This is a genomic window from Paraburkholderia caffeinitolerans (genome assembly GCF_902859945.1).
Classification (GTDB): Bacteria; Pseudomonadota; Gammaproteobacteria; order Burkholderiales; family Burkholderiaceae; genus Paraburkholderia; species Paraburkholderia caffeinitolerans.
Genome location: NZ_CADIKL010000016.1, coordinates 56871 through 80840 on the forward strand (window position 1 = coordinate 56871; position 23970 = coordinate 80840).

Here is a 23970-nt window from a genome sequence, read left to right on the forward strand (position 1 = left end):
TCAGAGCAGAGCGTCGGAGGATTGCGGTGCCTGCGATTTCGTTTTTGCTTGCGGGCTTGTTTCGGCTATACCCGCGGCGAGGCGCGCGGCGTCGTCGCCGAGGTCCCACCAGAGTCCGGCCATCACGGCGAGCGCCTCGCGCGCAACCGAGCCGAGCAGATGCTCGTTCGGCGCGTGCTGCGCGCAGGCGGGATACGAGTGCGGGATCCAGAGCGTCGGCAGGCCGAGCGTGTACGCGAACACGTCGTTGGGCACGGTGCCGCCCAGGTTTGGCAGCAGCGCGGGCTTCTTGCCGGTGGATGCGCGCAGCGATTCGAGCGTCCATTGCACCCAGGCGTCGTCGGGGTCCAGGCGCGTGGCCGCCGAAATCTGCGTGACGCGCACTTGCACGTCGTTGAGGCCGAGTCGCGCGAAATGCGCTTCGAGATGCTCGCCCGCGCGTTCGGCGTCCGTACCCACCACAAAGCGCAACTGGCAGGTCGCCTTGGCCGTGGGCGGAATTGCGTTGACGGGCGCGTCGGGATTGCCGGACTTGAACGCGAGCACTTCGAGCGTGTTCCAGGCAATCACGCGCTCGGTGGGCGTGAGGCCGGGCTCGCCCCAGTCCGGGTCGATCGCGGGGGCTTCCTCGTCGCCGCCGAGCACGATGTCGGCGAGCGCTTCGCGCACGCTCTGCGGAATCGGCGGCGGGCGCAGGCCGTCCACGGCGATGGCGCCGCGTGCGTCGACAAGGCTCGCGATTGCGTGCGAGAGCACGATGGCCGGATTGCGCAGCGCGCCGCCCCAGTTGCCCGAGTGATGGGCGCCCTTGCGCAGGTCGACGAGCAGCTCGAAAGTCACGCCGCCGCGCGAGCCGAGGAACAGCGTGGGCCGCTCGGCCAGCACGCGCGGGCCGTCCGAGGCGATGAACACGTCTGCCGCGAGGGTGTCCTGATGCGCGGCGCAGACTGCGTCGAGGCCCGGCGAGCCGATTTCCTCGCCGGTTTCGAAGATCAGCTTCACGTTGTAGCCGAGCTTGCCGCCACGCGCGTCGAGCACGGCGGCAAGCGCGGCGAAGTTCACGGAGTGCTGGCCCTTGTTGTCGGCGGTGCCGCGTCCGTACCAGCGGTCGCCTTCCACGGTGATGGTCCAGGGCGCGAGGCCCTCGCGCCACTGTTCGTCGTAGCCGCGCACGACGTCGCCGTGGCCGTAGGTCAGCACGCTCGGCAAGGCCGGGTCCTCGATGCGTTCCGCGATCAGCATCGGCGCGCGCGCGGCCGCCGGATTCTCGACGATGCGGCTCGTGAAGCCGAGCGGGGCGAGTGCGGGCGCGACTTCGTCGGTGAGATAGGCGCGCACGGCGTCGGCCTGCGCGGGATTCTGGCTTTCCGTGCGAAAGCCGACGCGGCGCTGGAGGTCGGCGAGAAACGCACCGCTGTCATAGGTGTGCAGCGCGCGGTCGATGGCGGATTGTCGGGATTCGGTCAAGGGGGCTCCTCTCTGGCTTTCGCGCGGGAAACTGCAATAAATTGCAGACAATGAAGCCAGTCTAGGAAGATCAAAAATTCGCAACAATTTCAATATTTGCAGTTAGCATTGCCAAAATGGCAACGCGCTCGATGCGCACTGAACGGATACGCCCATGCTTCATGGAATTGCCTTGCGCTATTTCGTCGAGGTCGCGCGCACCGGGTCGCTGGCGGCGGCCTCGGAGAACCTGCACGTGGCCGTCTCGGCCATCAGCCGGCAAATCAGCAAGCTGGAGCAGGATGTAGGCACGGCGCTGTTCGAGCGCATGCCGCGCGGGATGGTGCTGACCGAGTCGGGCGAGCGGCTGGCTGGGCACGCGCGGCGCGCGCTGCTCGAAGGCGACGCGGTGCTCGCCGAGATCGCCACGGCGCAAGCGCTCGGGAGCGGCATTGTGCGTATCGGCTGCACGGAGGGGTTCACGCGCTCGTTTCTGCCGCATGTGCTGGCCGAGCATCATGCCGTTGCGCCGCAAGTGCATTTCAATCTACGTTCGGGCACGCCTTCGCAGGTCGAGCAGTGGGTGGCCACCGGCGAGGTCGATCTGGGGCTGTCGTTTTCGAGCGGAGATCCCGCGAAGGTCCAGGTGGAGTACAGCGCCGAGTCGCCGGTTTGCGCGCTGGTCGCGCCCGGGCATCCGCTGGCGCGTCAAGCGTCGATCACACTCCCAGATCTGCGCGGCTATCCCATCGCGTTGCTCGCGCGCGGCAACACCGCTCGCCAGTTGTTCGACGAATGCTGCGCGCGCCATGGCATTACGCTCGAACCTATTCTCACGAGCAACAGTTCGAGCGCGCTGCATGCGTTCGCTTCGCAGGCCGGTGCGATCACACTGGGCAGCAAGCTTTCGCTGGCGGGACTCGGAAGCGATCTTTCATTGGTCGCGAAGCGCTTCGACGAACCGCTGCTCAACCAGCGCAACCTCTGCGTGATGACCATGCGCGAACGGCGGCTTTCACGGCCGATCGAAGGCGTGCTGAAGGCGCTGATTGCGGAGATCGAAAGCGCGTTGTGAAGGGCGCTTCGCTGGAAGTGGGCGGCGCGGCCCGACGCTCAAGCCGATGCGGCTTGCGACTGTGCTGACGCTTGCTGATGTAGCCATTCGCGCAGTTTCGCCACCGGCTCGGGGTGTTGAAGCTTGCGCGGAAACACGAGATAGAAACCGGCGTCCGTGCGCAACTCGTCCTCGAAAACGCGGGTGAGGCGGCCGGCAGCCACGTCTCGCGCGACGAACGCCCAATGCGCCAATGCAATGCCTTGCCCCTCCAGCGCCGCATCGATCGCAAGGGAAGTCTGATTGAAGCGGATATGCTTTTTGGCGGCCGACGGCAGGGGCTGATGGATCTGCGCCAGAAATTGCGGCCACAGATTGTGCGCGTCGTGCAGCAACGCATGCCGGGCGACGATGCCGTTGGCCTTTCGAGCGCCCGCAAGCGCGCGTGGCGCGGCCACGGCAATCAGGATATCGTCGAACAGGAGCTCGGCATTGAGCCCCGCACCGAACGGCGGACTGCCGTAGCGCACCGCAAGATCGACGCCATCGGTCTGGAAATGTGACAGCCGCTCCGTCGCGACGATGCGCAAGTCGATCTCCGGGTGCGCCGCGGTGAAGTCGGGCAGCCGCGGGATCAGCCACTTGGCGGCAAACGTCGGGGTGACGGTCATCGCGAGCTTCAGCGGCTGGGGCCGCAAGGCTTGCGTGGCCTCGACCAGCAGGTCGAATGCGCGGCGCACGCTCACCGCGTAGCTCTGCCCGTTCTCGGTGAGCGCTAGCGCACGCGGCTTGCGCTCGAAGAGCTTGAGTGCCAGCGCTGTTTCGAGCCCGCGTATATGCTGACCAACGGCGCCTTCCGTGACGCCCAGCTCCTCCGCGGCCCGGCGAAAACTCAGGTGACGGCTCGCGGCCTCGAAGGCGCGCAGCGCGTTGAGCGACGGCAGCGTTTCGTTCGGGTCTTTCATACAATAGTTTTTCTACTGCAATATGGGGTAGAAACTACGGCATCGGGATGCTCCGACGATGCTAAGCTATTTTCAGTAAATGGCGTACTTTGTGGCGTTTCAAGAGCGTTTCCCAATATCCGGAGATTAACACCATGACAGTAGAAAAAGTGGCAGTGATTACCGCAGGCGGCAGTGGCATGGGGGCCGCCGCCGCGCGACGCCTGGCCGCCGATGGCTTCAAAATTGCCATTCTTTCGTCGTCGGGCAAAGGCGAGGCGCTAGCGGCGGAACTCGGCGGCGTGGGGGTGACGGGCTCGAATCAATCGACCGACGACCTGCGCAAACTCGTCGATCTGACCGTGTCGCGCTGGGGCCGCATCGACGTGCTGGTGAACAGCGCTGGCCACGGCCCGCGCGGCCCGCTTCTCGATATCTCCGACGAAGACTGGCATCGCGGCATGGACACCTACCTGATGAACGTGATTCGCCCGACTCGTCTTGTCGCGCCCATCATGCAGAAGCAGCGCAGCGGCGTCGTGATCAATATCTCCACCGCGTGGGCTTTCGAGCCGAGCGAGATGTTCCCCACCTCGACCGTGTTCCGCGCGGGTCTCGCCTCGTACACCAAGCTTTTCGCGGACAGTCAGGCCAAGCACAACATTCGCATGAACAACGTGTTGCCCGGCTGGATCGATAGCTTGCCCGCGCTGGAAGAGCGTCGCGAAAGCGTCCCGCTGCAACGTTATGGAACGAGCGAAGAAATCGCGGCCACCATCGCCTTTCTGGCCTCGGATGGCGCGGCCTACATTACTGGCCAGAATATTCGCGTCGACGGCGGCGTGACCAAATCGGTCTGAGTCTGCGATGAGTGAAATCGTCGATCGCGTCTGGTTCATGCTGGATTCGGGGGCGAACGCGGGCGCGCATGGGGGCGCAGCGCGCTCGCCGTTCACCATGCTGCAGGCGGCAACGGTGGGACTGGACGGCGCGCCCAAGGTGCGTACCATCGTGCTGCGTGGCGCAAGCATGGAGGGCGGCACCTTGACCTTTTACACCGACGTGCGCTCGGAGAAGGTCGCGGAACTCAGAAAAGACAGTCGAATCTCCCTGGTCGGCTGCGACCTGAACGCCGGCATCCAGATCCGGCTGGAGGGCGTTGCGCGGCTGGCGGCCAGCCTGGAGGAGCGGCTGGCGCTCTGGAATGTCAGCCGACCTCACAGCTTGATCGTCTATCGCGCCGCTCGCACACCCGGGACGCCCATTGCCTTGCCGCAGGAGGCGTATATCGCCTCTGCCAGTCCAGGTGATTCAATGGCCGGCTTCGAGAATTTTTGCGTTATCACGGTGGACGTGCAAAAAATCGACTACCTGGACCTGTCTCCAGACGGTCACAAACGTGCACAGTTTTCCCGCTGCAGCGGTGCGTGGCAGGGCGGCTGGGTCGTGCCATAAACACACCAACAGGCACACCACAAGCACAGTGCGGCGCGTGGGAAATAAGCGCGCGCCACGGCTTTGACTTTGCCTCGTGCGAGGCCTTGGGGGCGATGTCGATCGCCCAGGGCTTCTACGGCGACGTGCGGCTCGACGGCGTCAATATCGCAGTGGTATTTCAATGGCCGGGCGCCGTTCACGAGGGCCGGGGAAAGTGCCAGCCGATCGTCGACGAACGGACCAGCCCCGAACAACGTGACGCCATCCTGAAGATCATGACCGGTCAGGATACCGAACCATTCGCCACGATGTTTGCGGTCTACTCGTCGACGATCGAGCAGGCGTTCGAGCCGATCTTCACGAAGATCGATTTCGAAGCCGATGTCGATGCGAGGCGTGGCCGGGTTCATGTCGAAGGGGTCTTCGACATCGTCGGCGAGCCGATTCGTAATCCGGTGACCGGCGCCGAGCATCGCGTGCGCATCGACTTGCCGCACGGTTTCGAATACGAAATTGCTGAAAACGGTTCTGGCTCGGGCCGCTCGCAAGGCAATATCGCGCTGCAACTGGACGGCACGTATGCCCAGTTCGCGCACCTGCACCTGAACAACCAGGGGCCGATCCGGCATCGCGCCGCCGTATGAACCCCGTCGTTAGCTGGCGTGGCCGTGTGGTGACGGCGCCCGGCATTGCTGGCGTCGTCGGCATCGCCGGGGGGGTGGCGGCGTCGTGGTACTACGTGTGGACCGGGGCAGGAACCGGCATGTCGGCGCTGGCCATGACCGCGGCGACGCTGTTCCCGCATCGGCTCGCGAGCGCCGGCAGCATGGCAATGTCACTGCCCGCGGTAATCGTCATGTGGTGGATCATGATGATCGCGATGATGACGCCCAGCGCTTTGCCGCTGATCCTGCTGTATCGGCGTGTTATCCGGCATCGAGGCTCACCGGAATCGCATGCCGCCGTTCTCTCGTTGTATCTTCTGGCCGGCTATCTCTGCGCGTGGCTCGCGTTTTCGATTGGCGCGTCGTGGCTGCAGATGATCCTGCAACCGCGCGGTCTCATTTCGGCGATGATGCTTTGGTCGAAGAGTGCCGTTCTTTCCGCGATCATTCTCGCGGCGGCCGGAATTTATCAATTCACGCCGTTCAAGCGCGCTTGTCTCGAGCAGTGCCGCTCGCCGGTCAATTTCCTGATCGGGTATGGGCGCTCTGGCGTTGCGGGTGGTTTCCTGCTCGGCGTGCGCCACGGGATGTACTGCGTCGGCTGCTGCTGGCTACTGATGGCGCTGCTGTTTGTCGGCGGCGAACGCATCGGTCACGCGCTGGGCGTGGTGCTGATCGTGTGGGCTGGTGCGACGCTGCTGGTCTAAGTGATGCGCCGCGCAAGGCTATAGCACCGCACGCCGGCGGTGCGCTTCGGCCAGGCGCTCGATGGCCCTGCAAGCCTTGTCGATCTCTTGGGTCTTGTCGAAGAAATAATGTGCACCCGCAGCCTGGCAGGCTTCGCGAAAGGGTTGGCCCGATTGATTGGTCAGCACCAGGGTGACGACCGGCGGCCCGCGGCGGGCGAGAGACGATATCAACTCGAGCCCGCTTGCGCCCGGCAAGCGCAAGTCGGTAATCACGACAGCGGGGCGGCACGCCGCGATGCACCTTAGTGCAGTCTGGATGTCCTCTGCTTCGCCGACCACGCGGACCCCGTCGATCGTATGGAGCAGCGCCGCGATCCGGCGGCGCAACGATGCCGAGTCTTCGACGAGGAAGACGGTCAGTTCTTTCGGTGAGGCGTTCGCGTTCATGTGCCGAAGTATCGTTTCCGCCGTCGTGCAATGAAATCGGCGGCGGTTGAACTTCGGGTAGGTGAAACGGAAGTCGTGTAGGTGGATTCCTACCCGATCAGCATAGAAGCAGGCATCCGCGCGCAGACCGGGTCGCGTCAGACCGGGTCACGCTAGACCGGGTCGCGCTAGACCTCGTCGTTATCGTCGAACAGCTTGTGGCGCATCGCATAGCGCACGAGCGCCGCCTCGTGCGGCACGCGCATTTTTTCGAGGATGCGCGTCTTGTAAGTGCTGACCGTTTTCGCGCTCACGCAGAGCGCCTGGGCGATTTCCGTAATGGTCTCGCCGGCGGCCAGGCGGCGGAACACGTCGAATTCGCGGTCGGAGAGACGCTGGTGTGGCAGCGCGTCGGCCGGCTCGTTCAGGCTCTGGGCGAACTGCTCGGCCATCGCGAGGCTCACGTACACGCCGCCCGCTGCTACCTTGGTGACGGCTGAAACCAGTTCCGCGCCGGCGCTTTCCTTGGTCAGATAGCCGGACGCGCCGGCCTTGAACGCCCGCACCGCGTACTGCTGCTCGGCGTGCATGGTCAGCACGAGAATGCGCAGTTCGGGCTTTTCCTCCTTGATCTGCTTGATCAACTCGACGCCGTTGCGTCCCGGCATCGACAGATCGAGCAGCAGCACTTGTGCCGGAGTCGAGCGGATCAGCGCGATCGTGCTCACGCCGTCGCGCGCCTCGCCGGCCACGTCGAATCCGCTGGCGTTCTGCAGGATATGGCGTAGACCGTCACGCACGAGCGCGTGGTCGTCGGCGATCAAAACTTGGGTCATGAGTGGATGTCCTCCAGCTGTGCCGCTGGTTGCGGGAAAGTCATGCGATGGCTGTGGCGAGTCGTTGTGGGTAAAGGCCGCTGCTGGTAATCCTGTTGCCAGGGGGCAGTATGCAATAGTTGCCTTGGACGTGCATCCTCTGCTCAAATGCATTCTCCCGATTCTTTTCCAGGCAGGCGCATGGGTCGCGATCGAGACGACGGCAACCAGATGTTTCTTTCGACCTTGCCCGCAGGGCGCAGCGAGCGGCGGCTCGCGCTCACGGTGATCCTCGTGAGCTGTGGGCTGTTCGCGGTGCTTGCGCCGTTTGCGCAGCGTCCGCTGCCCGTGGTGGGGGCGTTCATCCCGATCTACGAATCGGCGCTGGTGATGAACGACCTGATTACGGCCATGCTGCTGTTCGGCCAGTTCAATTCGTTGCGCTCGCGCGCGCTGCTCGCACTCGGCAGCGGCTATCTCTTCACCGCTGGCATGACCATTGCGCATGGCCTCACGTTCCCGGGCCTGTTCGCACCCGCCGGGCTGCTAGGCGCCGGCCCGCAGAGCACCGCGTGGATCTATATGTTCTGGCACGCGGGTTTCCCGTGCTTCGTCACGGCATATGTGCTGCTCGGCAAGACCGCTCACGGTGAGCGCCGCGCCATGCCGGGGCGTTCCGCGCGCGCATCGATCGCAGGGTGCGTGCTGGCCGTGACGGCGCTCGTCTGCGTCCTGACCGCCTTCGCCACAGTGGGCAAGGCTCTGCTGCCCGATCTCCTCGTGAGCGGGCACTTTACCTCGGCGTACCGCTGGGTGATCGGCGCGGTATGGCTGGCGAGCCCGCTCGCGCTCGCCATGCTGTGGCGGCACGGCAAGCGCACCGCGCTCGACATGTGGCTGATGGTCGTGATGGTGGCGTGGATGATCGACATCGCGCTCGCTGCGATGCTCAACCATGGGCGCTTCGATCTCGGGTTCTATGCAGGGCGGATATACGGACTGCTGGCGGCGAGCTTTGTGCTGATCGTACTGCTGGTCGAGAGCGGCACGCTCTATGCGCGGCTTGTCGCGCTCACGCGCCGCGATATGCGCAGGGATATGCGCGAGCGTATGCGAGTGAAAGAACTCGAGCATCTGGGACATCTCTCGGCGGGCATTCAGGCGGCGCGCGAGGAGGAGCAAAAGCGCATCGCGCGCGAGTTGCATGACGATCTCGGGCAGAGGCTGACCGCGTTGAAGATCGACCTGACGATGCTCGAAAGCGATCTCGACGACCGCGTGATGGCGCCGGTGCTGCGCGGGCGGGCGCGCTCGATGATGACGCTGATCGACGAAACCGTGAGGTCGGTGCGCCATATCGCGGCGGGGCTGCGCCCGACCGTGCTCGACGACCTCGGGCTTGTGCCGGCGCTAGAGTGGCTCGCCGGCGATTTCGAAAGCCGCAATGGGATCGTGGTGGATCTGCTTATCGACATCGACGATCTGAATTTCGATTCGGCTGCTGCCACCGCCGTGTACCGGATCGTCCAGGAGGCGCTCACGAACATTGCGAAACACTCGGAGGCCACCGAAGTGCAGGTCGAGGTCGTGCTGGATGGCGATGCGTGCCGGGTCGGGGTGGCCGACAACGGGCGCGGCACGGCAGTCAGCGCGATGCACAAGGAGCAGTCGTTCGGTTTGCTCGGCATTCGCGAGCGGGTCCGGCAATTGAACGGCGCGGTGTCGGTCGATACGGCGCCGGGCGAAGGATTTCGCTTGTCGGTCAGCTTACCGGTGAGTGCACTGAATCGCGAGGAAGCAACGTAGGGCGGGGCGGTTTGGCCTTCGCGGGCTTGCCCGCGCGTGAAGGCGGCTGGCAAATCGCACAGACCTTGCCCGCCGGCGCATCGTATTTGTGGATCACGAACTTGCCCGCGCAGCGGCGGCATGAAGTCAACTGCAGGATCCCGCCCTTGAAGAAGCGCACCAGCGTCCAGGCGCGCGTCAGATCGAGCTGCATCTCGAGATCGTTGTGCGCGCAGTGTTCCCGATACAGGCGAAATCCCTTGGTGAGCGCGTCGAGATGCGAGCAGCCCGCCGAGTCCTTGAGAAACACATAGGTGTTGTAGAACAGCGAGGCGTGGATGTTGGCCTGCCACGTCATGTACCAGTCGGCGGACGACGGCAACATCCCCTTCGGCGGCGATTCCCCCTTGATCTCGTGGTAGAGCCGGATCAGGCGGTCGCGCGGCAGTGCCAGTTCGCTTTCGAGCACCTGCATCCGTGCGCCGAGTTCGATCAGTGCACTGGCGCGCACCACTTCCCGTGCATCTTCAATGATGCTGATTTTGGCCATGGCTCGCTCCGGTCCTGTCACGCGAACTGTTCGGCGGGCTGGCCCGCGAGCAGCACGGCCGCATGCGTGCGCGCGACATCGATGTGCTTCGCGGGCGTCGCCAGCACCGACAGCATCTGATGGTCGTTGATCCGGAAGAAGCACAGCAACTGATTGCAGGCCGCGAGCTTGACGATTTGGGCCAGCGTCAGGCCGGCCAGCAGGTCGGCCACCCGCTCGGACAGGCCGAGCCGAAACATGCCCGCTGCGCGGTCGTCGCGCAGCAGGCGCTGCGCAAGCGCGAGGTAGGACAGATTGAGTTCCTGAATGGATTGCAGAGTTTCGGCGCTGTTCATGATGTTTCCCGCTCAAGGGCCACTTCGATATGTCCCGGCATCCGGCTGGCGATGGCGCGATCGTGTGTCGCTCGGGTGACGGAAGTATTGCTTTGGCGGGGGGTAAATGAAATCAGCGGCCAGCGAACTTGATGTAGTCGCAACAGCATGTCTGTCAGCGTTTTCCTACATAGATAGACACATCAGGGCGTCCAGCGATACACCGTGATGCTGTTGCCCTTGACGTTGTTCTTCGTGACGACGTACTCGCCGGTCGAGCGAAGATAGGCCCGGATGCCGTACATCGAATCGATGGCGCTGCTGGCGTCCACGGTGGCGGGACGGGTGTTGACCAGCGTGGCGTCGAGCTTGCCGGTCGTGAGGCTGAAGGCGTCGATATTCGGCCTGGCCGGCCCGCTGATGCCGCTGAACCAGTAGCCGACGAACAGGTAGTTGCCGGCCGCATCGATCGCCTTGGCGCCGGTGCTGGGCAGCTCGATCACGGGATTGGGCACGGTGGTGTTGCCCGCGAGCCAGCCGTGATACACCTCGATGCGCGTGCCGATCGCCGTCCAGTCCGTGCTCCCGGCGATGCCCTGGGCGAGGAGCATGGTGTCGCTATCGGCGAGGTAGACGATGCGCGTCAGCGGCTCGATGCTGGCGGGAATGCGGATGGGGACGCCGGCTTCCCAACTGGGCTTGCCGCTGGCGTCGAAGCCGGTCAAGGGGTAGTGGTAGATATTGCCGGTCTTGTCCAGGCCTGCCCACACGCCTCCTTTGCTGTCGATGCTGAAACCGTGCGTGACCCGCAGGCTGGTCTGGAACGCGGGGCCGGGAATCGATGCATCCGGAATGGCGATATAGCCGTTTGCCGCGTTGAAGTGGAAAAAGTAGAAGATCGGCGGATTCTGGCCGGACGCCACGAGAATCCGGTTCGCGCCGACGGCGACAAGTTGCCCGAAATGCTCGTCGCGCTGAGTGTCGTTGATGTTGATGCGCGGGTCCGATGGGTACGCAAACGGATCGACCGTGTTCGCGACGAAGGTGCCTCCCGCGCTGCCCGAGTAAATGTTGGTGCCGCCATAGAACAGCGTGCCGTCGGTGGCCGGGTCCGGGGCCGCGACGCCCTCGAAGTTCAGGGATTGAAGCGTCCAGCGCAGGGCGCCGGCAGGGTCGTACGCTTGAACGTCGGTGCCGCCGTCGCGGCCCAGGTCCCAGCTGCCGCCCCACGGGTTATTGAGCACGTAGAGGTTGCCCGCGGTGTCCTTGCCGATGCCCGCGACGCGGGTGAAGCGCTGCGCGCCGACTTGGCCTTTGATGCCCTTGGTGGTGTCGAGATAGCCGCCCCGCACGCCAAATGTGCCGGCCAGCGTGGGCGTGCGCGAAAGGGTGTAGCGCTTGATGTTCATGTCGGGACCTTCGTCCCCGACCATGAGCTGCCCCGACGATGCGTCGAAATAGAGCGCCGACGGTCGCGAGCCTCCAGGCAGCCGGATGGTGTTCAGCAGCGCGCCGGCCGGGCTGAAGCCGACGACCGCGCCCTCGCTCTTTTGTGCGACCCAGACATTGCCGGCGCGATCGAGCGCGAGCGCGCCCGGGCTTTGGACCCCGATGTCCCGCTGCCAGACCCCGTTGGTGGTGAAGACCCGTACGCGATTGCCATAGAAGTCGCTTGCATAGAGGAGCGAGCCCGCCGTGGCGAGCCCGGTGACCACATCGACCCGAGGCTGGTTGTTCGCCGCGCTGACTTGAATGAGCAGGTCGCGAGCCTTGGTGGCGCGGTTGTATCGTCCGACCGCGCCGCTTCCGTACGACGTGCTGTATTGCAGCGCCGCGAAGATCGACGTGGTATTGCCCGTGATCGCGCTGCCCTGAAATTCGCCGTGCGAGCCGATCGAGCCGAGGCTCTTGCCGTTTTGATAGATCGCGACGCCGCCCTCGTACTCGTCCCACATGGACGACGTATAGATGACGCCTTCGGGCGAGACCCACATGGAGCGCGCGGTGTTGCCCACGTGTGCGGCGAGGGTGCCATAGGTGTTGGCGATCCAGTCGGTGGCGTTTTGCGCTTGAACGGAAGGCGCGACGACCGCGATGGCAGCGGCGAAGAGCGCAGCATGAATGCGTGTTCTTTCGAGCATGGCTGATGCGCTCCATAGGGTGACGCAGCTATGAACATAGACAGCGCATGATGTCTTTACAAGCACACGAATTTTTTTATGCGATCTGGCTCGGCAGATAATAAGGATATCGAATAATTAGCTTTGGAATTAAATTATGGGAGGAAACGTCTCGTGCGCAGTGGCATTGTTATTTTTTCATATTGCGAAAAGATATCGCGTATGCCAGAAAAATCTGCGGCAATGCAACATAAGCGCATTGCGTATCGGCGAATGGCGTTTCATATCGCAAAACGATTCGCCTATGTCGTTGAAATTTATGAATTTTCTTATTCTTATTTTCTGACGATTTAAGGCCGCGGGCAAAATTTGTCCCGATACTCTCTATCCATGGCGAACGTTCGCGCGTTCCGGAATTTTCTAAACCTGTGGAGAGACGAGATGTTGCATGTCTATATAGAACCCGTGCCGAAGGGGCAGTGGGGCCCCATTGATGGATACCGCATTGAAACCCAGGATGGGACGAAGCTCTCGGGGGAACTGCTTCGTTCAGAGAGACTTGCGGTGAGCGAGGCCAGGCTGCACGGCTACGTGCCGCTGCTTGCCACGGTGCGCATACCGGACAAGGCCGTTGCGGAGCACTGGAAGCCCGCTGACAAAGCACTTGTATCGGTTTGACCGGCGATGCGGATACGGCTTACCCGCGCGCACTTCAATCCCGCATGGGCGCGAAGTGCGCGTTTCGCGTCAGCCCGTGCTTTTTATGCTTACACGTTGCGCACGCAACGAAACCCCGCATAAACGTATTGATAACGCGGTTGAAACCAGTTGCGGAACGTAGGACGCATCATGCAGCCCGCAGTGCGCGCGGAACCGCCTTTCATCGAATAATGCTGGCCGTCGAAAAAGTTCGCCGAATAGCCTTCGTAGAACGGAAACGGCTCGAATCCGGGCAGCGGGCCGAATGGCGTCGAAGTCCATTCCCAGCCGTTGCCGTATAACCCTTCCACGCCCCACGTGCTCGCGCTGTCCGGCGTCGCGTCCACGGCGACGGGGTTCCAGCTCCGGAAGTCGAAGTTGTCCGTGGAGCCCGGTAGTGCGCCGTGCGCCGCGCGCTGCCATTCGGCTTCGGTCGGCAGCCGTGCGCCGCGCCAGCGCGCGAAGGCGCTGGCTTCCGCGTGGCTCACATAGACCGGCCATGCGAGCGGCAGCGCAACATCGTCGAACATCGTGCGCAGACGCCAGCCGTCGTCGGCGCGTATCCAGAAGACCGGGTGTTCGATGCGTTCGGTTTCCTTCCATGCCCAATCGGCGTCGTCCCACAACGCCTTGCGCCGATAGCCGCCATCGGCGATGAATTTGAGCCAGGTGCGGTTGGTCACCATGTAGCGGTCGATCTCGAATGCGGCCACTTCCACCTGCTCTTCGCCGAACTCGTTGTCCCAGCCGAAGACGCCGCGTTCGTGCGTCATGCCGAGCTCGGTGCGGCCGGCCGGTACGCTCACCATCGAAGGCGTCGCAACGTAGAGGTGATCTGCGATTTTGCGCGCCGAGGCGGGGGCGAGCTTCTGCGCGAACGGCAATTGGTGAAGCATGTAGGCAAGCGTTTCGACGTGCATCAGGCGATGCTCGATGGCCACGTTCAGCAACTGAGCGCCGGTATCGTGCTGAGAGACACCTGGCGGCAAGTCGAGCGTGGCGAGCTGCGCATCGATGCGCGCGCGGGCGTCGCGAGCATAGTCGCGCACTTCGGCAAGGCTGGGCCAATCGGCGGGCGTGTCGGTGGGCAGCGCGCCATCGACGGGGTCGATGCCGAACGCGAACAACTGGTCCAGACGCGGATCGGCGGATGGCAGGTCGAACAGGCGTTTGTCGAACAGATTACGGTCGAACGCCTCGAGGTGACCGATATAAAACACGATGCGGTGGCGCTCGCGAATCGGGCGTTCGTAGAGGAATTCGGGCTTGACGACGGCAAACAGCGCGTCGCTGGCAGCACGTGCCTGGGCGAGCCGTGCGGCGAGCGTGGGCGGGGACGGGAGCTGCATTGCGGCGAGTCTCCTGACTGGGGCGGTGAACGAACTTTACCGCTGCGCAGGAGCCGTGCCAACGCTATTACGCGCCGTCGGGCAGGGCCGCGTAAATAGACGGTTTGAGGGGGTAAACGGCCGCGCGCCGCCAACAGCGGCGGCGCGCGTTAAAGCACTTCGCTTACAGGTGCCGCAGGCCTTCGATGTCGATGATGCGGATGAGCTTGCCCTGCGTGTCGATCAGGCCGCGCTTTTGAAATCTTGACAGGGTCCGGCTGACCGTTTCGAGCGTCATGCCCAGATAGCTGCCCATGTCTTCACGCGTCATGCGCAGATTGAATTCCGCGTGCGAGTAGCCGCGCTGGCCGTTGCGCTCGGAGACGTCGAGCAGGAAGGCCGCCACGCGTTCGTCGGCGGAAAGCGAGCCCAGCACCATCATCTGCGACGATTCGCGGATGAGTTGCTCACTCATGAGCCGGTGCAGGCGGTCCTGCATGGCGCCGGTTTCGCGGCACAAGTGCTTGAGCGCCGAATAGGGGATGATGCACACCGAGCTGTCTTCGAGCGCCACGGCGCTGCAAGTATGGAAATCGGTGCTGATGCCGTCGATGCCCAGCGGGTCGCCGGCGAGGCGCAGGCCCGTGACCTGCTCGCGGCCGTCGCGGTGCGCCATGACGGTTTTCAGCGATCCGGAGCGAACCGCATAGAGTGTGTCGAACGGATCGCCGGCGCGATAGAGCGCTTCGCCGCGCCGCACGCTGCGCGCATTACAGATCAGCGCTTCGAGCTTCGGCAGATCATCGGGTGCAAGCCCTTGGGGCATGCACAGATGACGCATGGCGCAACTTGAACAACGCGCGGAAGTGCGCGGGCTCGTTGGGGAGTTACGGCTGGCACGGCGCACAGTGGTGTGCGATACGACGGTAGGGGTCAGCATGGGCTTGCTCCTGTAATCGATTTTTGGAGCATTGTCACACCGCGTTTAAATCTTAAAATGGCGGCAAAACGCCGCGCATATGAGATGGATCCGCTTGCGCCTTGTCAGAAGCCGGTTTCGCGGCAAGTGATCGGGCTCAAGCGGATTCAAAAAGTTGGGAATTCGAGCGTTATCTTTTAATTCGCGGCTATTCGGTATCCGTTGCGGATACACCTGCGGCAGAGGGAATCAACAGGACCGGCAGGGGCGATTGGCGCACGCAGCGTTCGGCCACGCTGCCGAGAATCAGCCGCTGAAAACCGCGCCGCCCATGCGTGCCCATCACGATCAAGTCGGCGCCGTTCGCCTTTGCCGCGTTGAGTACGAGGGTGGGCACGTCGTCGAGCGAGGATGCTTCGCCGGTCAGCATCTCGCCTTGCACGCCGCGCTCGCGCAGCACCTTGTTCATGTGGTCCGCGAGTTCCTTGCCCTGAGCGATCATCTGATTGCGCAGGATGGACGGATCGTAGCCCGGCGCGTCGAAATACATCGGCGTGTTCTCGATCACGTAGAACGGTTGCAGCGTCGAACCCATTGCCTTCGCCAGTTCGAGCGCAGCGTCGAATGCGCGGCGCGACGTTTCGCTGCCGTCGACCGCGACTAGAATGCGTTGATACATGGAGCCTCCGCTAGAGTGGAATTGCCTGGATTCGGGGTAATGCCCGCCCGTGGTCTTGTGCTGCGTTTAGTCAACTCTAAAAAGCTTAAATGATTGCTCAGAAAATTGCAGTGCCGCAGTATGAAAAATGGAATGCGTTAGAAGGAATATCAAAAAATTTGCGTCGGAGTGTGGCGTATTGTCCGTCCTGGATCGCTTCAGCGCTGTCAGTAGATAGCGGCGTGCTCTGCCATCCGCCCGGTTGCGCATGTCCTGCCGGCCCGCTATCGTTGCCTCTCTTTCGCACCTGCGCGCCGCAGCATTCCAATCAGTGACTTCCGCCCACACCCCCTTGCCGTTTCGCGACGCGTTGTTGGCCATGCTCGGCATCGGCCTCGTCAATATGCTGGTCGCGCTCGATCAAACCGTTGTCAGTACCGCATTGCCGTCGATTGTCGCCGAACTGCACGGCTTCGAGTATTACGCGTGGATCGCGAGCGCCTACTTGCTGGCGTCGGTCGTGACCGTGCCGGTGTTCGGGCGTCTGGGCGACTACTTCGGGCGCAAGCGTTTCGTGATCGCTGCCGTGATCGTATTTACTGTCGCCTCGGCGCTGTGTGGGCTCGCTACCGACATGCGTTTTTTGGCGGCGGCGCGCGCGTTGCAAGGCGTGGGCGGCGGGATGATGGTGGGCACCGCGTTCGCCTCGATTCCCGATCTCTTTCCCGACCCGCGTGCGCGGGTGCGCTGGCAGGTGGTGATGGCGGCGGCCTACGGCATCGGCACGGCGGCTGGGCCTTCACTGGGCGGCTGGCTCTCGGAGCATTTCGGCTGGCGCTCGACCTTCCTGGTGAACCTGCCGGTCGGTGTACTGGCACTTTATTTTATCTGGGCGCATCTGCCCGCATACCGTCATGTACGGACCGGCGAAGTGCGCATCGACTGGAGCGGCGCGGCGTTGGTCGCGCTCGTGCTGGGCGCGTTCCAGACCGTCATCGAGGCTGTGCCGAAGGACGGCCTTACACCCACCAATCTCGCGCTGATCGCTTTCGTGGCGGTTGGGGCCGTGGCCCTGCTGGTTTGCGAGCGGCGCGCGACGCACCCGATCATTCCGCTCGATCTCTTCCGCGATCCGCAACTAGTCACGCTGTTTACACTCTCGACGCTTTCGGGTTTTGTGATGTTCTCGCTGATCTTCTTCGCGCCGCTGTTGCTGCAGGGTGGGTTCGGCCTCTCGCCACAGGAGGCCGGCCTGCTGGCAACGCCGATCGCGGCGTGCATCGCGCTCGGCAGTCTCGTCAACACGCGCATCGTGATCCACCTGAAGAAGCCGACGGCCATTCTGACAGTCGGCTTTGGGCTGCTCGTGAGTGCATCAGTGGGGCTCGCATTCGCCACGCGCGCGACACCGCATCTGTGGCTGGAGCTTGCGATGGCGGCGGTGGGCATCGGGCTCGGTTTCATCCTCAACAATCTCAATGTGTTCGCGCAGGAGATTGCCGGGCGCGAGCGCTTTGGCATTACGACGGCGTTGCTGCAATCCACTCGTATGGTGGGCGGCATGCTCGGTACGAGCATCGTGGCGACGATCGTGAACCATCGTTATGCGGCGGGCGTTGGCGATGCGCTGGCGGTACTGGGGGCGCCCGGCGCCGCGCGCTGGCAGCCGCAACTCGCGGATCCGCGCGTGCTGATCGACCCGGCACTGCGCGGTGCGCTGACAACCCACATGAAGGACGCCGGCCTCGACGGTGCGGCTCTCATCGAAGCCGTGCGCCACGTGCTGGTTGACGCCATTCATCTAGGGATCGGCCTGACGGGTTTCGCGGCGCTCGTGGCGGCGCTGTGCGTGCGCCGCATCGAGCATATTCGTTTCAGTCGCGCCGCCGCGGTTGCTGCTACGCCGGCGCCCGCTCCGGTGGAGTGACAATGTCGCTGGACTGGACCCCGGGAATTGCGTGCGTGGCTCGCTCACTGCAGCCAGTGACGTTAGGCCACCTTTTGTATTATTTGTCTGACAAAATGAAAAATTGCCTGACGCGATGCTGCAAGCCGTAGTGCAAAAGAATGGGTCGACGGGGGCGGCTGCGGGTCTCAGGCTGCGGCGGCCATCGGACCGAAAAGGGCGTTGCGAGTTTGCGCGCCCACGGCAATTTCCAGCGCGACAGCATTCTCCACGCCAATGCGCACGGGCGCGCCGAGCCGCGAGACTTCGATGCCGGTGCGGCGCAGCAGGCGCTCGATTGGCGTGGTGGTGACAGTCACATAGCGTGAAATGCCCATGCGGTCGGCGAACGAGACTAGCGAGTGGATCGCATGCATGGTGACGTCGGCAAAGCCGAACGCATGATCATTGCCCGACTCGATGGCAAAACGGCTGAGCTCCCAGATATGCCGGCCCGCCGGCGCCGCCTGGCCGTGCAGCAACTGCGGGAAGGTGTCGCGCAGCATGTTCGGCCCTTCGGTCGGCATCAGGCGCCAGCAGCCGCGCACCTTGCCCCCATTGTCCTGGATCAACATATAGTGGGGCCCGAGCGCGTCGTACCCGTCGATTTCCATTCCCGCGATGGTGGGAATGTCCCAGCCCATGCGGTCGCGAAACACGCGCGCGCGCAGCCGATACATCTCGTTGATGTCTTCGTTGTCGAATTCCTGGCGTAGTCCGATCCGAATCGCAGCTTGCATGACAACTCTCCCGTTTACGTGTGGAGGCAGCGGTATGGATCGAAGCTATGCGTTATGAATATAAAAAAACACCTATCAAGATAGGTAGGTGCGCAGGGAGGGTCAGTTCTGGAGAATGGCTGGGCGGCAGTCACTCATCAGGCATATCTCTGACACAGCGAGAGTCAAAATGGAACTTCTGGACAATCATCAATGGCAGGCAGGCGCGAACTCCTCTCACACTGGAGGGGACCTGTCGTCGGTAATCGACCGTGTCCTGATCATCGCGTATCGGAAGAAGAAGAAAGAGAGCCAGCGCCGCTTCTGGGCGCGGTTTGGCGTGACGCAGTCGCGCGGCAGCCGGTTCGAGTCGGGTGCGGAGATTCCGCCGCCGGTATCGATCCTGCTGGGTCTGTACTTCAACAAGACGATTTCGGATGGCGATCTGGGCCGTGCGGAGCGAGTGCTTCGTCGCACGGATACGCCCACGCTTAGCCCGGGTCAATAAGGCCCATCTGGGTTGCAATCACGGCTGCCGCACGCCGTGAATTTACGCCGAACTTCCCGCGAATGTTCTTCATGTGGAAGTTCACCACGGCTTCGGAGCAATTCAGGATGTGCGAAATTTCCCAAGTGGACTTGCCCAGCGCAGTCCACTTGAGGCATTCCTTTTCGCGCGGCGTGAGCTTGGGAATCAGCGACTGGGCGTGATCGTTCAGATGCCGCTGGCTCGTGTCGAGCACGAGATCCCGAAGCAGCACGAGATTCGGCAACGCACGGTCCACGTCCTGCCAGAACGAGTCAGATGGATTGGCGTCGTTGACGAAGCACAGCATGCCCGCCTCCTGGCGCGGGCCATGGATCGGCAGCGTAATGCCGGCACGCAGCCCGTGCGAGCGGGCCTCCTCATACATCGATTGCTGCTGTTCGGTGGCAAATAGTTCAGGTGACCAGATAAGCGGTGCCGAACGCGTTGTGCAATGCGCGACCACCGGGTCGAAATACGCCATACCGTGGTCGTTATAGGCCTGTCGCCAGACGTTGGAATAGTTGGTCCGGATGAACGCGTCTTCGAGCCGCATGCCCGGGCGCGGCAGGATGGCCAGCATCACCTGGCCGAAACCCCATGAAGCGGCGAGCCGAGACACCGCCTCGAACCACGCCGAATCTTCGGGCGCGTCGAGCACGGATGACATCTGCTCAATGTAATGTAGAGGCACGTCAACACTCTCCATCAGCGGCGGGCCAGACCGCAAGCGGCGCATGGGGCAGGCTGCCGCCTTGCTTCTTGTGATGTAACAATTTATCACTAAATTCTGCGAAGTTCGTCTTTTTCTCCCCGCGACAAAGGTCTTGTGTCAGGAATTTCCACCTCGACATCGCGTGCGGCAGAGTGCTTATTCTACAAGTGCAGAACAAAAATGCCGATTTTTCGGCATAAAGTTCCTGCGCACAGATGGCGTGAAATAGGTTTTGGCATTTATTGCTTGTTCGATGAATTACTCGAACTGAATGAGTAATACGCCAGGCAATAGGCTTCACGCGAACTTGAAAGATTGTTAATCCGTATGAACACATTTTTGCGCGTGCGAATATTGAGCCGGTGCACGTCTCGTCGCACGGTATTAGAGGTATGCCAATTGCATTATTTGGCGAACTCGTAAGCGCATTGCGGCTTGCCTGGCGAGGCATGTCCGCCAGGCGTTTTAGTGCATGTGCCGCGTGGGTCAGTTCTTACGATGCAGCTCCACAATGCGCGTCGGGCGCAGATGATTGATGGCGAAGTGGATGCGCCCCGGGCTGCGGCGCTGGCCCGGCTCGCGCGAGTCGTCGAACTGCCGGTCGAGGTCGTATGCCGGGGGCGCGGCCATGCCCAGGTCCACAGCCTCGAAGCCTGTCTCGGGTGCGAGCGGCATGCGATGCGCTAGGCTGCGGCTGTCGAAGCCCGCGAAGCCGTCGGGCGTCTCCGGCACGCTGTTATCGAGCGACGCGTTGCTGGTGGTGACCTCGTCGGGGTGGTTGCTGCGGGCGGAGTCGTTCATGGTGTGTCCTCCGTGGGAAAGCCAATGAAGAACGGGATGCACCAAACTGCATCACGAGGTGCTCCAAAAACACCGGGCGCAAACCCGGAATCCGGCGGAATTGCAAGTCTGTGCGCCAGGAGAACGCCTCCAGCGATCCAGGATTTTTTTCGTTGGATCGGCGTATTTACTGGGAGTATGATCCTCTTTCAACGAGTTGGCGCGCATAAGAATTAACGGCTGAAGCGATGGCCGGGCTGTGGCTTTGCCGCACGATCCTGTATGCGCTCACAAAAACGGACAAGGCAGTCAGGGGCGGACGAGACACATGCACTTCGACGCTGCATTCACGCATCGCGGTTATTTGCTCAATTGTGCGCCGGCGCGCGCCGGCGATGGCACATATCAGCCTTATGTAGTGATTTCGCGTTCGAGCGACGGCGAACTCGTTGCCAATCGCTTTTTCCCAGCCGACATGCGCTTTTCCGACGAAGCCGCCGCCATTGCCCATGCGCGCGACTGGGCGGTGCGCTGGATCGACGCGAGCAGCGTCACGCTCTGAGGCGGCTTCTGAGGCGGTGCTCGGGACGCCCGGCGGATTGTCGCGAAAAGCGGTAATCTCTGGGGTCGATACACTTCCTGGCGGCGCCGTCCCGCAGCTTCATCATGTCCAATGCCGCTTACCCCGACTGGGGCCTCGAACAGATCGTCAGCGATCTGCGCGCTTCGCGCGAAGAGCTTCATCGCACCCGCCACCCGCTCGGCATTCGCGAGCTGCCGTCGCGCGATGGCGTGATCAACATTGTCGCCGGCCTGCGTGCTGCGCTGTTCCCCACGCACTATGGTGCGCCCGACCTGACGGACGAAAGCGTCGACTATTACGTCGGCCATACGCTCGAAAGCACGCTGCGCCTGCTTGCCGAGCAGATTCGCCGCGCGCTGCGCTTCCTGCCCGAGAACGCTGGAGCAGGCGACGAGGTGTTGCGCAAGCGAGCTTTCGAAATTGCCCGTGAATTTGGTCACCAGCTGCCCGGCATTCGCGCGCTGCTCGTGAGCGACATTCAAGCCGCGTTTACGGGCGACCCTGCGGCGCAGCACATCACCGAAATCCTGCTCTGCTATCCCGGTGTCTGGGCCATGACGCATCATCGGCTTGCGCATGCCTTGCACCGGCTCGGCGTGCCGCTGCTTGCGCGCTTCATCAACGAAATCGCGCACTCGGCCACCGGCATCGACATTCACCCGGGCGCGCAGATCGGTTCGAGCTTCTTCATCGACCACGGCACGGGCGTCGTGATTGGCGAGACGGCGATCATCGGCGAGCGCGTGCGTGTGTACCAGGCGGTGACGCTGGGAGCGAAGAGTTTCGCGGCCGATTTCGATGGCACGCTAGTGAAGGGCAATGCGCGCCATCCGATCGTCGAGGACGACGTGGTGATCTACGCCGGTGCGACCATTCTGGGCCGTGTGACGATCGGGCGAGGCTCGGTGATCGGCGGCAATGTGTGGCTCACGCACAGCGTGCCGCCGGGCAGCAGCGTGCGCCAGGGCAAGATCCGCGAAATCGCCAGTGACAGCGACGCGTCTTAAGCGCCGCTGAACGACTGCCGGTGTCGGCCGGAGCGTGGCCCGTGCGTCTTCAGGTATTGGGCACGCTCATCACGCCGGGATTGCCGACGATGGCCAGAAATTCCCGGCGCGTGGACGGGTCGCTGCGGAACGTGCCGAGCATGCGTGACGTCACCATCGTCACGCCCGCCTTGTGCACGCCGCGCGTCGACATGCATTGATGTGCCGCTTCGAGAATCACGCCTACGCCCTTGGGCTGGAGCACTTCGTTGAGCGTGTCGGCGATCTGCGCGGTCATCTTCTCCTGAATCTGCAGGCGCTTGGCGAAGGCGTCGACTAGCCGCGCAAGCTTTGAAATGCCCACCACGCGATGCTCGGGCAGATACGCCACGTGCGCGCGGCCGATGATCGGCACCATGTGGTGTTCGCAGTAGCTCTCGAAGCGGATGTCCTTCAGCACGATCATTTCGTCGTAGCCGTCCACTTCAGAGAAGGTGCGCGACAGGATCTCGCGCGGATCGTGGTCGTAGCCCGCGAAGAACTCCTCGTAGGCGCGCACGACGCGCGCCGGCGTATCGATCAGGCCTTCGCGCGCAGGGTCGTCGCCGGCCCAGCGCAGCAGCACGCGCACGGCATCTTCCGCCTGCTCGCGCGATGGCCGGCCCGCGCCGGTCTTCGGTTTTTTCCGGGTGTTTTTTTCTGCGTTCTTTGCGTCGCTCATCCATCGGCTCCTGTCATGTGGGCCACGCCGCGGCGACGCGTACCACTAACGACCATTGTTTCATGATTCGCCTGCACTCGTGCATGGCGGCGTCCGCTGCCGCGCACTTCATTTTGGCCATTCGTCCATTGCGTCATTGAACAGCTCGGTCACCACGCGGCGCAGCCATTCGCCGCGCGGCGCGTTGTGATACTTGCGATGCCAGTGCTGCTTGAGGTCGAAGCGGGGCAAGGGCAGCGGCGGCTCCACCAGCGCGATCGAGGCATGCTCCGAGGCATAGGCGAAGCCGATTGCATGCGGAACGGTGGCGATCAGGTCGGTGCGCGTGAGAATGAACGGCAGGCTCATGAAGTGAGGCGTTTCGAGCACAGCGCGCCGGTGCAGGCGCTTCCTCTCAAGAAAACGTTCGAGCACTTCCTGGCTGCGGCCCTCGGCGCGCACGACGGCATGACCGAGTGCAAGAAACTGCTTTAGCGTCAGGGGCTTGCCGGCAAGCGGATGGCTGCTGCGCATCAGGCAGATGAACCGATGCGTGAAAAGACGCTGCTGGAAAAAGTTGTTGCCCGCGAGGTCGGGGAAGTAGCCGACGGCCAGGTCGATGTCGCCCGATTCGAGGCCGCGCTCCACCTGGTTGTGCGGCAGCGAAACCGAGCGCAGATTCGCGTTGGGCGCCCGTTCGGCGAACATCTGAAGCAGGCGCGGCAGAAACACGATCTCGCCCACGTCCGAGAGCGCGATCGAAAACGTATGCGTGCTGGTGGCCGGGTCGAAGTCCTGAGCTTCGAGCATGCCTTTCTCGATGCGGATGAGCGCATCGCGCGCGGCCGGGATGAGGCCGAGCGCGCGCGGCGTGGGCTCCATGCCGTGCGCGGTGCGCACGAATAGCGGGTCGCCGAAATATTCACGCAGCTTGCCGAGGGCCGTGCTCACGCGTGGCTGGCTCACGCCCATCCGCTCGGCGGCGCGGCTCACGTTGCGGGTTTCGTCCATCGCCACAAGGTAGGGGATCAGATTGAGGTCGAGCTCTTTCATGGGGAGGGCGGACGTGGGCAATCAGATGCACTATATCGAAACAGCATAAACAGTAGTGCATGAATTCGACTGCGCGATACTCGGGCCGCCTGACATGCACCCGGCTGCCGGTTT

26 protein-coding genes are annotated in these 23970 nt (G+C 63.0%); 11 read left to right on the forward strand and 15 right to left on the reverse strand.

The window, feature by feature from the left end:
* Positions 1-1467 (reverse strand): M20 family metallopeptidase, encoded by a 1467-nt coding sequence (locus tag HV773_RS17445; protein ID WP_175195922.1) that lies wholly within the window; start codon positions 1465-1467, stop codon positions 1-3.
* A 154-nt stretch (positions 1468-1621) separates the two neighbouring features.
* Here HV773_RS17445 and HV773_RS17450 point away from each other — a divergent pair, with 154 nt between their 5' ends.
* Complete coding sequence (locus HV773_RS17450; protein ID WP_175195923.1) at positions 1622-2521, forward strand: LysR family transcriptional regulator; 900 nt, start codon at positions 1622-1624, stop codon at positions 2519-2521.
* 38 nt (positions 2522-2559) lie between these two features.
* Here HV773_RS17450 and HV773_RS17455 read toward each other — a convergent pair whose 3' ends face one another.
* Positions 2560-3465, reverse strand: coding sequence for a LysR substrate-binding domain-containing protein (locus HV773_RS17455; protein ID WP_175195924.1), 906 nt, complete (start codon positions 3463-3465; stop codon positions 2560-2562).
* Positions 3466-3599: 134 nt separating this feature from the next.
* On the opposite strand from HV773_RS17455, the gene HV773_RS17460 reads away from it, so the two are divergent.
* The 4 genes from HV773_RS17460 to HV773_RS17475 are packed head-to-tail and all read left to right on the forward strand — an operon-like array spanning position 3600 to position 6253.
* Positions 3600-4304, forward strand: a complete 705-nt coding sequence (locus HV773_RS17460; protein WP_175195925.1) for an SDR family oxidoreductase — start codon at positions 3600-3602, stop codon at positions 4302-4304.
* A 7-nt stretch (positions 4305-4311) separates the two neighbouring features.
* On the forward strand, positions 4312-4899 hold the full coding sequence (locus tag HV773_RS17465) for a pyridoxamine 5'-phosphate oxidase family protein (RefSeq protein ID WP_175195926.1): 588 nt from the start codon (positions 4312-4314) through the stop codon (positions 4897-4899).
* On the forward strand, positions 4872-5525 hold the full coding sequence (locus HV773_RS17470) for a DUF1326 domain-containing protein (protein ID WP_377731107.1): 654 nt from the start codon (positions 4872-4874) through the stop codon (positions 5523-5525). Before HV773_RS17465 ends, HV773_RS17470 begins: the two co-directional genes overlap by 28 nt.
* On the forward strand, positions 5522-6253 hold the full coding sequence (locus HV773_RS17475) for a DUF2182 domain-containing protein (RefSeq protein ID WP_175195927.1): 732 nt from the start codon (positions 5522-5524) through the stop codon (positions 6251-6253). Before HV773_RS17470 ends, HV773_RS17475 begins: the two co-directional genes overlap by 4 nt.
* Before the next feature lie 18 nt (positions 6254-6271).
* On the opposite strand, the gene HV773_RS17480 is transcribed toward HV773_RS17475, so the two are convergent.
* Positions 6272-6682, reverse strand: a complete 411-nt coding sequence (locus HV773_RS17480; protein WP_175195928.1) for a response regulator — start codon at positions 6680-6682, stop codon at positions 6272-6274.
* Between the two features lie 167 nt (positions 6683-6849).
* Entirely contained in the window at positions 6850-7497 is a 648-nt protein-coding gene (locus tag HV773_RS17485; protein ID WP_175195929.1) for a response regulator, read from the reverse strand.
* A gap of 180 nt (positions 7498-7677) precedes the next feature.
* On the opposite strand from HV773_RS17485, the gene HV773_RS17490 reads away from it, so the two are divergent.
* Positions 7678-9282 carry a sensor histidine kinase gene (locus HV773_RS17490; protein WP_175195930.1) on the forward strand — a complete coding sequence of 535 codons (1605 nt, stop codon included), beginning with the start codon at positions 7678-7680 and terminating at the stop codon, positions 9280-9282.
* Here the strand turns inward: HV773_RS17490 and flhC are convergent.
* The 3 genes from flhC to HV773_RS17505 all read right to left on the reverse strand — a co-directional run bounded on the left by flhC (position 9239) and on the right by HV773_RS17505 (position 12266).
* Positions 9239-9811, reverse strand: coding sequence for a flagellar transcriptional regulator FlhC (gene flhC, locus HV773_RS17495; RefSeq protein ID WP_175195932.1), 573 nt, complete (start codon positions 9809-9811; stop codon positions 9239-9241). The genes HV773_RS17490 and flhC overlap by 44 nt on opposite strands.
* Before the next feature lie 17 nt (positions 9812-9828).
* Positions 9829-10149, reverse strand: coding sequence for a flagellar transcriptional regulator FlhD (gene flhD / locus HV773_RS17500; RefSeq protein WP_175196078.1), 321 nt, complete (start codon positions 10147-10149; stop codon positions 9829-9831).
* A 179-nt stretch (positions 10150-10328) separates the two neighbouring features.
* Positions 10329-12266, reverse strand: coding sequence for an SMP-30/gluconolactonase/LRE family protein (locus tag HV773_RS17505; RefSeq protein WP_175195934.1), 1938 nt, complete (start codon positions 12264-12266; stop codon positions 10329-10331).
* A gap of 420 nt (positions 12267-12686) precedes the next feature.
* Between HV773_RS17505 and HV773_RS17510 the strand changes: the two genes are divergently transcribed.
* Positions 12687-12923 carry a hypothetical protein gene (locus HV773_RS17510; RefSeq protein WP_175195936.1) on the forward strand — a complete coding sequence of 79 codons (237 nt, stop codon included), beginning with the start codon at positions 12687-12689 and terminating at the stop codon, positions 12921-12923.
* A gap of 89 nt (positions 12924-13012) precedes the next feature.
* On the opposite strand, the gene HV773_RS17515 is transcribed toward HV773_RS17510, so the two are convergent.
* The 3 genes from HV773_RS17515 to HV773_RS17525 all read right to left on the reverse strand — a co-directional run bounded on the left by HV773_RS17515 (position 13013) and on the right by HV773_RS17525 (position 15870).
* A complete protein-coding gene (locus HV773_RS17515) occupies positions 13013-14293 on the reverse strand; it encodes an SUMF1/EgtB/PvdO family nonheme iron enzyme (protein WP_175195938.1) in 1281 nt (426 codons plus the stop codon).
* A gap of 163 nt (positions 14294-14456) precedes the next feature.
* A complete protein-coding gene (locus HV773_RS17520) occupies positions 14457-15212 on the reverse strand; it encodes a helix-turn-helix domain-containing protein (RefSeq protein ID WP_175195940.1) in 756 nt (251 codons plus the stop codon).
* A 187-nt stretch (positions 15213-15399) separates the two neighbouring features.
* On the reverse strand, positions 15400-15870 hold the full coding sequence (locus HV773_RS17525) for a universal stress protein (RefSeq protein WP_175195942.1): 471 nt from the start codon (positions 15868-15870) through the stop codon (positions 15400-15402).
* 358 nt (positions 15871-16228) lie between these two features.
* On the opposite strand from HV773_RS17525, the gene HV773_RS17530 reads away from it, so the two are divergent.
* Complete coding sequence (locus HV773_RS17530; protein WP_175196080.1) at positions 16229-17776, forward strand: MFS transporter; 1548 nt, start codon at positions 16229-16231, stop codon at positions 17774-17776.
* A 167-nt stretch (positions 17777-17943) separates the two neighbouring features.
* Here the strand turns inward: HV773_RS17530 and HV773_RS17535 are convergent, their stop codons facing one another.
* On the reverse strand, positions 17944-18534 hold the full coding sequence (locus tag HV773_RS17535; protein ID WP_175195944.1) for an acyl-homoserine-lactone synthase: 591 nt from the start codon (positions 18532-18534) through the stop codon (positions 17944-17946).
* Positions 18535-18703: 169 nt separating this feature from the next.
* On the opposite strand from HV773_RS17535, the gene HV773_RS17540 reads away from it, so the two are divergent.
* A complete protein-coding gene (locus HV773_RS17540) occupies positions 18704-19021 on the forward strand; it encodes a helix-turn-helix domain-containing protein (RefSeq protein ID WP_175195946.1) in 318 nt (105 codons plus the stop codon).
* Here HV773_RS17540 and HV773_RS17545 read toward each other — a convergent pair.
* A complete protein-coding gene (locus HV773_RS17545) occupies positions 19005-19709 on the reverse strand; it encodes a helix-turn-helix transcriptional regulator (RefSeq protein ID WP_175196082.1) in 705 nt (234 codons plus the stop codon). The genes HV773_RS17540 and HV773_RS17545 overlap by 17 nt on opposite strands.
* 531 nt (positions 19710-20240) lie before the next feature.
* Positions 20241-20555, reverse strand: coding sequence for a DUF3005 domain-containing protein (locus tag HV773_RS17550; RefSeq protein ID WP_175195948.1), 315 nt, complete (start codon positions 20553-20555; stop codon positions 20241-20243).
* 307 nt (positions 20556-20862) lie between these two features.
* Between HV773_RS17550 and HV773_RS17555 the strand changes: the two genes are divergently transcribed.
* Together HV773_RS17555 and epsC are read left to right on the forward strand one after the other, a co-directional pair.
* Positions 20863-21096, forward strand: coding sequence for a hypothetical protein (locus HV773_RS17555; protein ID WP_175195950.1), 234 nt, complete (start codon positions 20863-20865; stop codon positions 21094-21096).
* 104 nt (positions 21097-21200) lie between these two features.
* On the forward strand, positions 21201-22124 hold the full coding sequence (epsC, locus tag HV773_RS17560; RefSeq protein WP_175195952.1) for a serine O-acetyltransferase EpsC: 924 nt from the start codon (positions 21201-21203) through the stop codon (positions 22122-22124).
* A gap of 49 nt (positions 22125-22173) precedes the next feature.
* Here the strand turns inward: epsC and folE are convergent, their stop codons facing one another.
* Both folE and HV773_RS17570 read right to left on the reverse strand, forming a co-directional pair.
* Positions 22174-22824: a GTP cyclohydrolase I FolE gene (gene folE, locus HV773_RS17565; RefSeq protein WP_175195954.1), complete on the reverse strand. Its 651-nt coding sequence runs from the start codon at positions 22822-22824 to the stop codon at positions 22174-22176.
* 108 nt (positions 22825-22932) lie between these two features.
* Entirely contained in the window at positions 22933-23856 is a 924-nt protein-coding gene (locus tag HV773_RS17570; protein WP_175195955.1) for a LysR family transcriptional regulator, read from the reverse strand.
* Positions 23857-23970: the final 114 nt, after the last annotated feature.

Coding starts and splice junctions, on each gene's coding strand:
- HV773_RS17465 (WP_175195926.1), top strand. CDS start 4,312: ATGAGTGAAATCGTCGATCGCGTCTGGTTCATGCTGGATTCGGGGGCG.
- HV773_RS17550 (WP_175195948.1), bottom strand. CDS start 20,555: ATGAACGACTCCGCCCGCAGCAACCACCCCGACGAGGTCACCACCAGC.
- HV773_RS17475 (WP_175195927.1), top strand. CDS start 5,522: ATGAACCCCGTCGTTAGCTGGCGTGGCCGTGTGGTGACGGCGCCCGGC.
- HV773_RS17515 (WP_175195938.1), bottom strand. CDS start 14,293: ATGCAGCTCCCGTCCCCGCCCACGCTCGCCGCACGGCTCGCCCAGGCA.
- flhC (WP_175195932.1), bottom strand. CDS start 9,811: ATGGCCAAAATCAGCATCATTGAAGATGCACGGGAAGTGGTGCGCGCC.
- HV773_RS17530 (WP_175196080.1), top strand. CDS start 16,229: ATGCTCGGCATCGGCCTCGTCAATATGCTGGTCGCGCTCGATCAAACC.
- HV773_RS17545 (WP_175196082.1), bottom strand. CDS start 19,709: ATGTCATCCGTGCTCGACGCGCCCGAAGATTCGGCGTGGTTCGAGGCG.
- HV773_RS17450 (WP_175195923.1), top strand. CDS start 1,622: ATGCTTCATGGAATTGCCTTGCGCTATTTCGTCGAGGTCGCGCGCACC.
- HV773_RS17535 (WP_175195944.1), bottom strand. CDS start 18,534: ATGCAAGCTGCGATTCGGATCGGACTACGCCAGGAATTCGACAACGAA.
- HV773_RS17505 (WP_175195934.1), bottom strand. CDS start 12,266: ATGCTCGAAAGAACACGCATTCATGCTGCGCTCTTCGCCGCTGCCATC.
- HV773_RS17570 (WP_175195955.1), bottom strand. CDS start 23,856: ATGAAAGAGCTCGACCTCAATCTGATCCCCTACCTTGTGGCGATGGAC.
- HV773_RS17540 (WP_175195946.1), top strand. CDS start 18,704: ATGGAACTTCTGGACAATCATCAATGGCAGGCAGGCGCGAACTCCTCT.
- HV773_RS17455 (WP_175195924.1), bottom strand. CDS start 3,465: ATGAAAGACCCGAACGAAACGCTGCCGTCGCTCAACGCGCTGCGCGCC.
- HV773_RS17480 (WP_175195928.1), bottom strand. CDS start 6,682: ATGAACGCGAACGCCTCACCGAAAGAACTGACCGTCTTCCTCGTCGAA.
- folE (WP_175195954.1), bottom strand. CDS start 22,824: ATGAGCGACGCAAAGAACGCAGAAAAAAACACCCGGAAAAAACCGAAG.
- HV773_RS17555 (WP_175195950.1), top strand. CDS start 20,863: ATGCACTTCGACGCTGCATTCACGCATCGCGGTTATTTGCTCAATTGT.
- epsC (WP_175195952.1), top strand. CDS start 21,201: ATGTCCAATGCCGCTTACCCCGACTGGGGCCTCGAACAGATCGTCAGC.
- HV773_RS17490 (WP_175195930.1), top strand. CDS start 7,678: ATGGGTCGCGATCGAGACGACGGCAACCAGATGTTTCTTTCGACCTTG.
- HV773_RS17510 (WP_175195936.1), top strand. CDS start 12,687: ATGTTGCATGTCTATATAGAACCCGTGCCGAAGGGGCAGTGGGGCCCC.
- HV773_RS17460 (WP_175195925.1), top strand. CDS start 3,600: ATGACAGTAGAAAAAGTGGCAGTGATTACCGCAGGCGGCAGTGGCATG.
- HV773_RS17520 (WP_175195940.1), bottom strand. CDS start 15,212: ATGCTGACCCCTACCGTCGTATCGCACACCACTGTGCGCCGTGCCAGC.
- HV773_RS17485 (WP_175195929.1), bottom strand. CDS start 7,497: ATGACCCAAGTTTTGATCGCCGACGACCACGCGCTCGTGCGTGACGGT.
- HV773_RS17525 (WP_175195942.1), bottom strand. CDS start 15,870: ATGTATCAACGCATTCTAGTCGCGGTCGACGGCAGCGAAACGTCGCGC.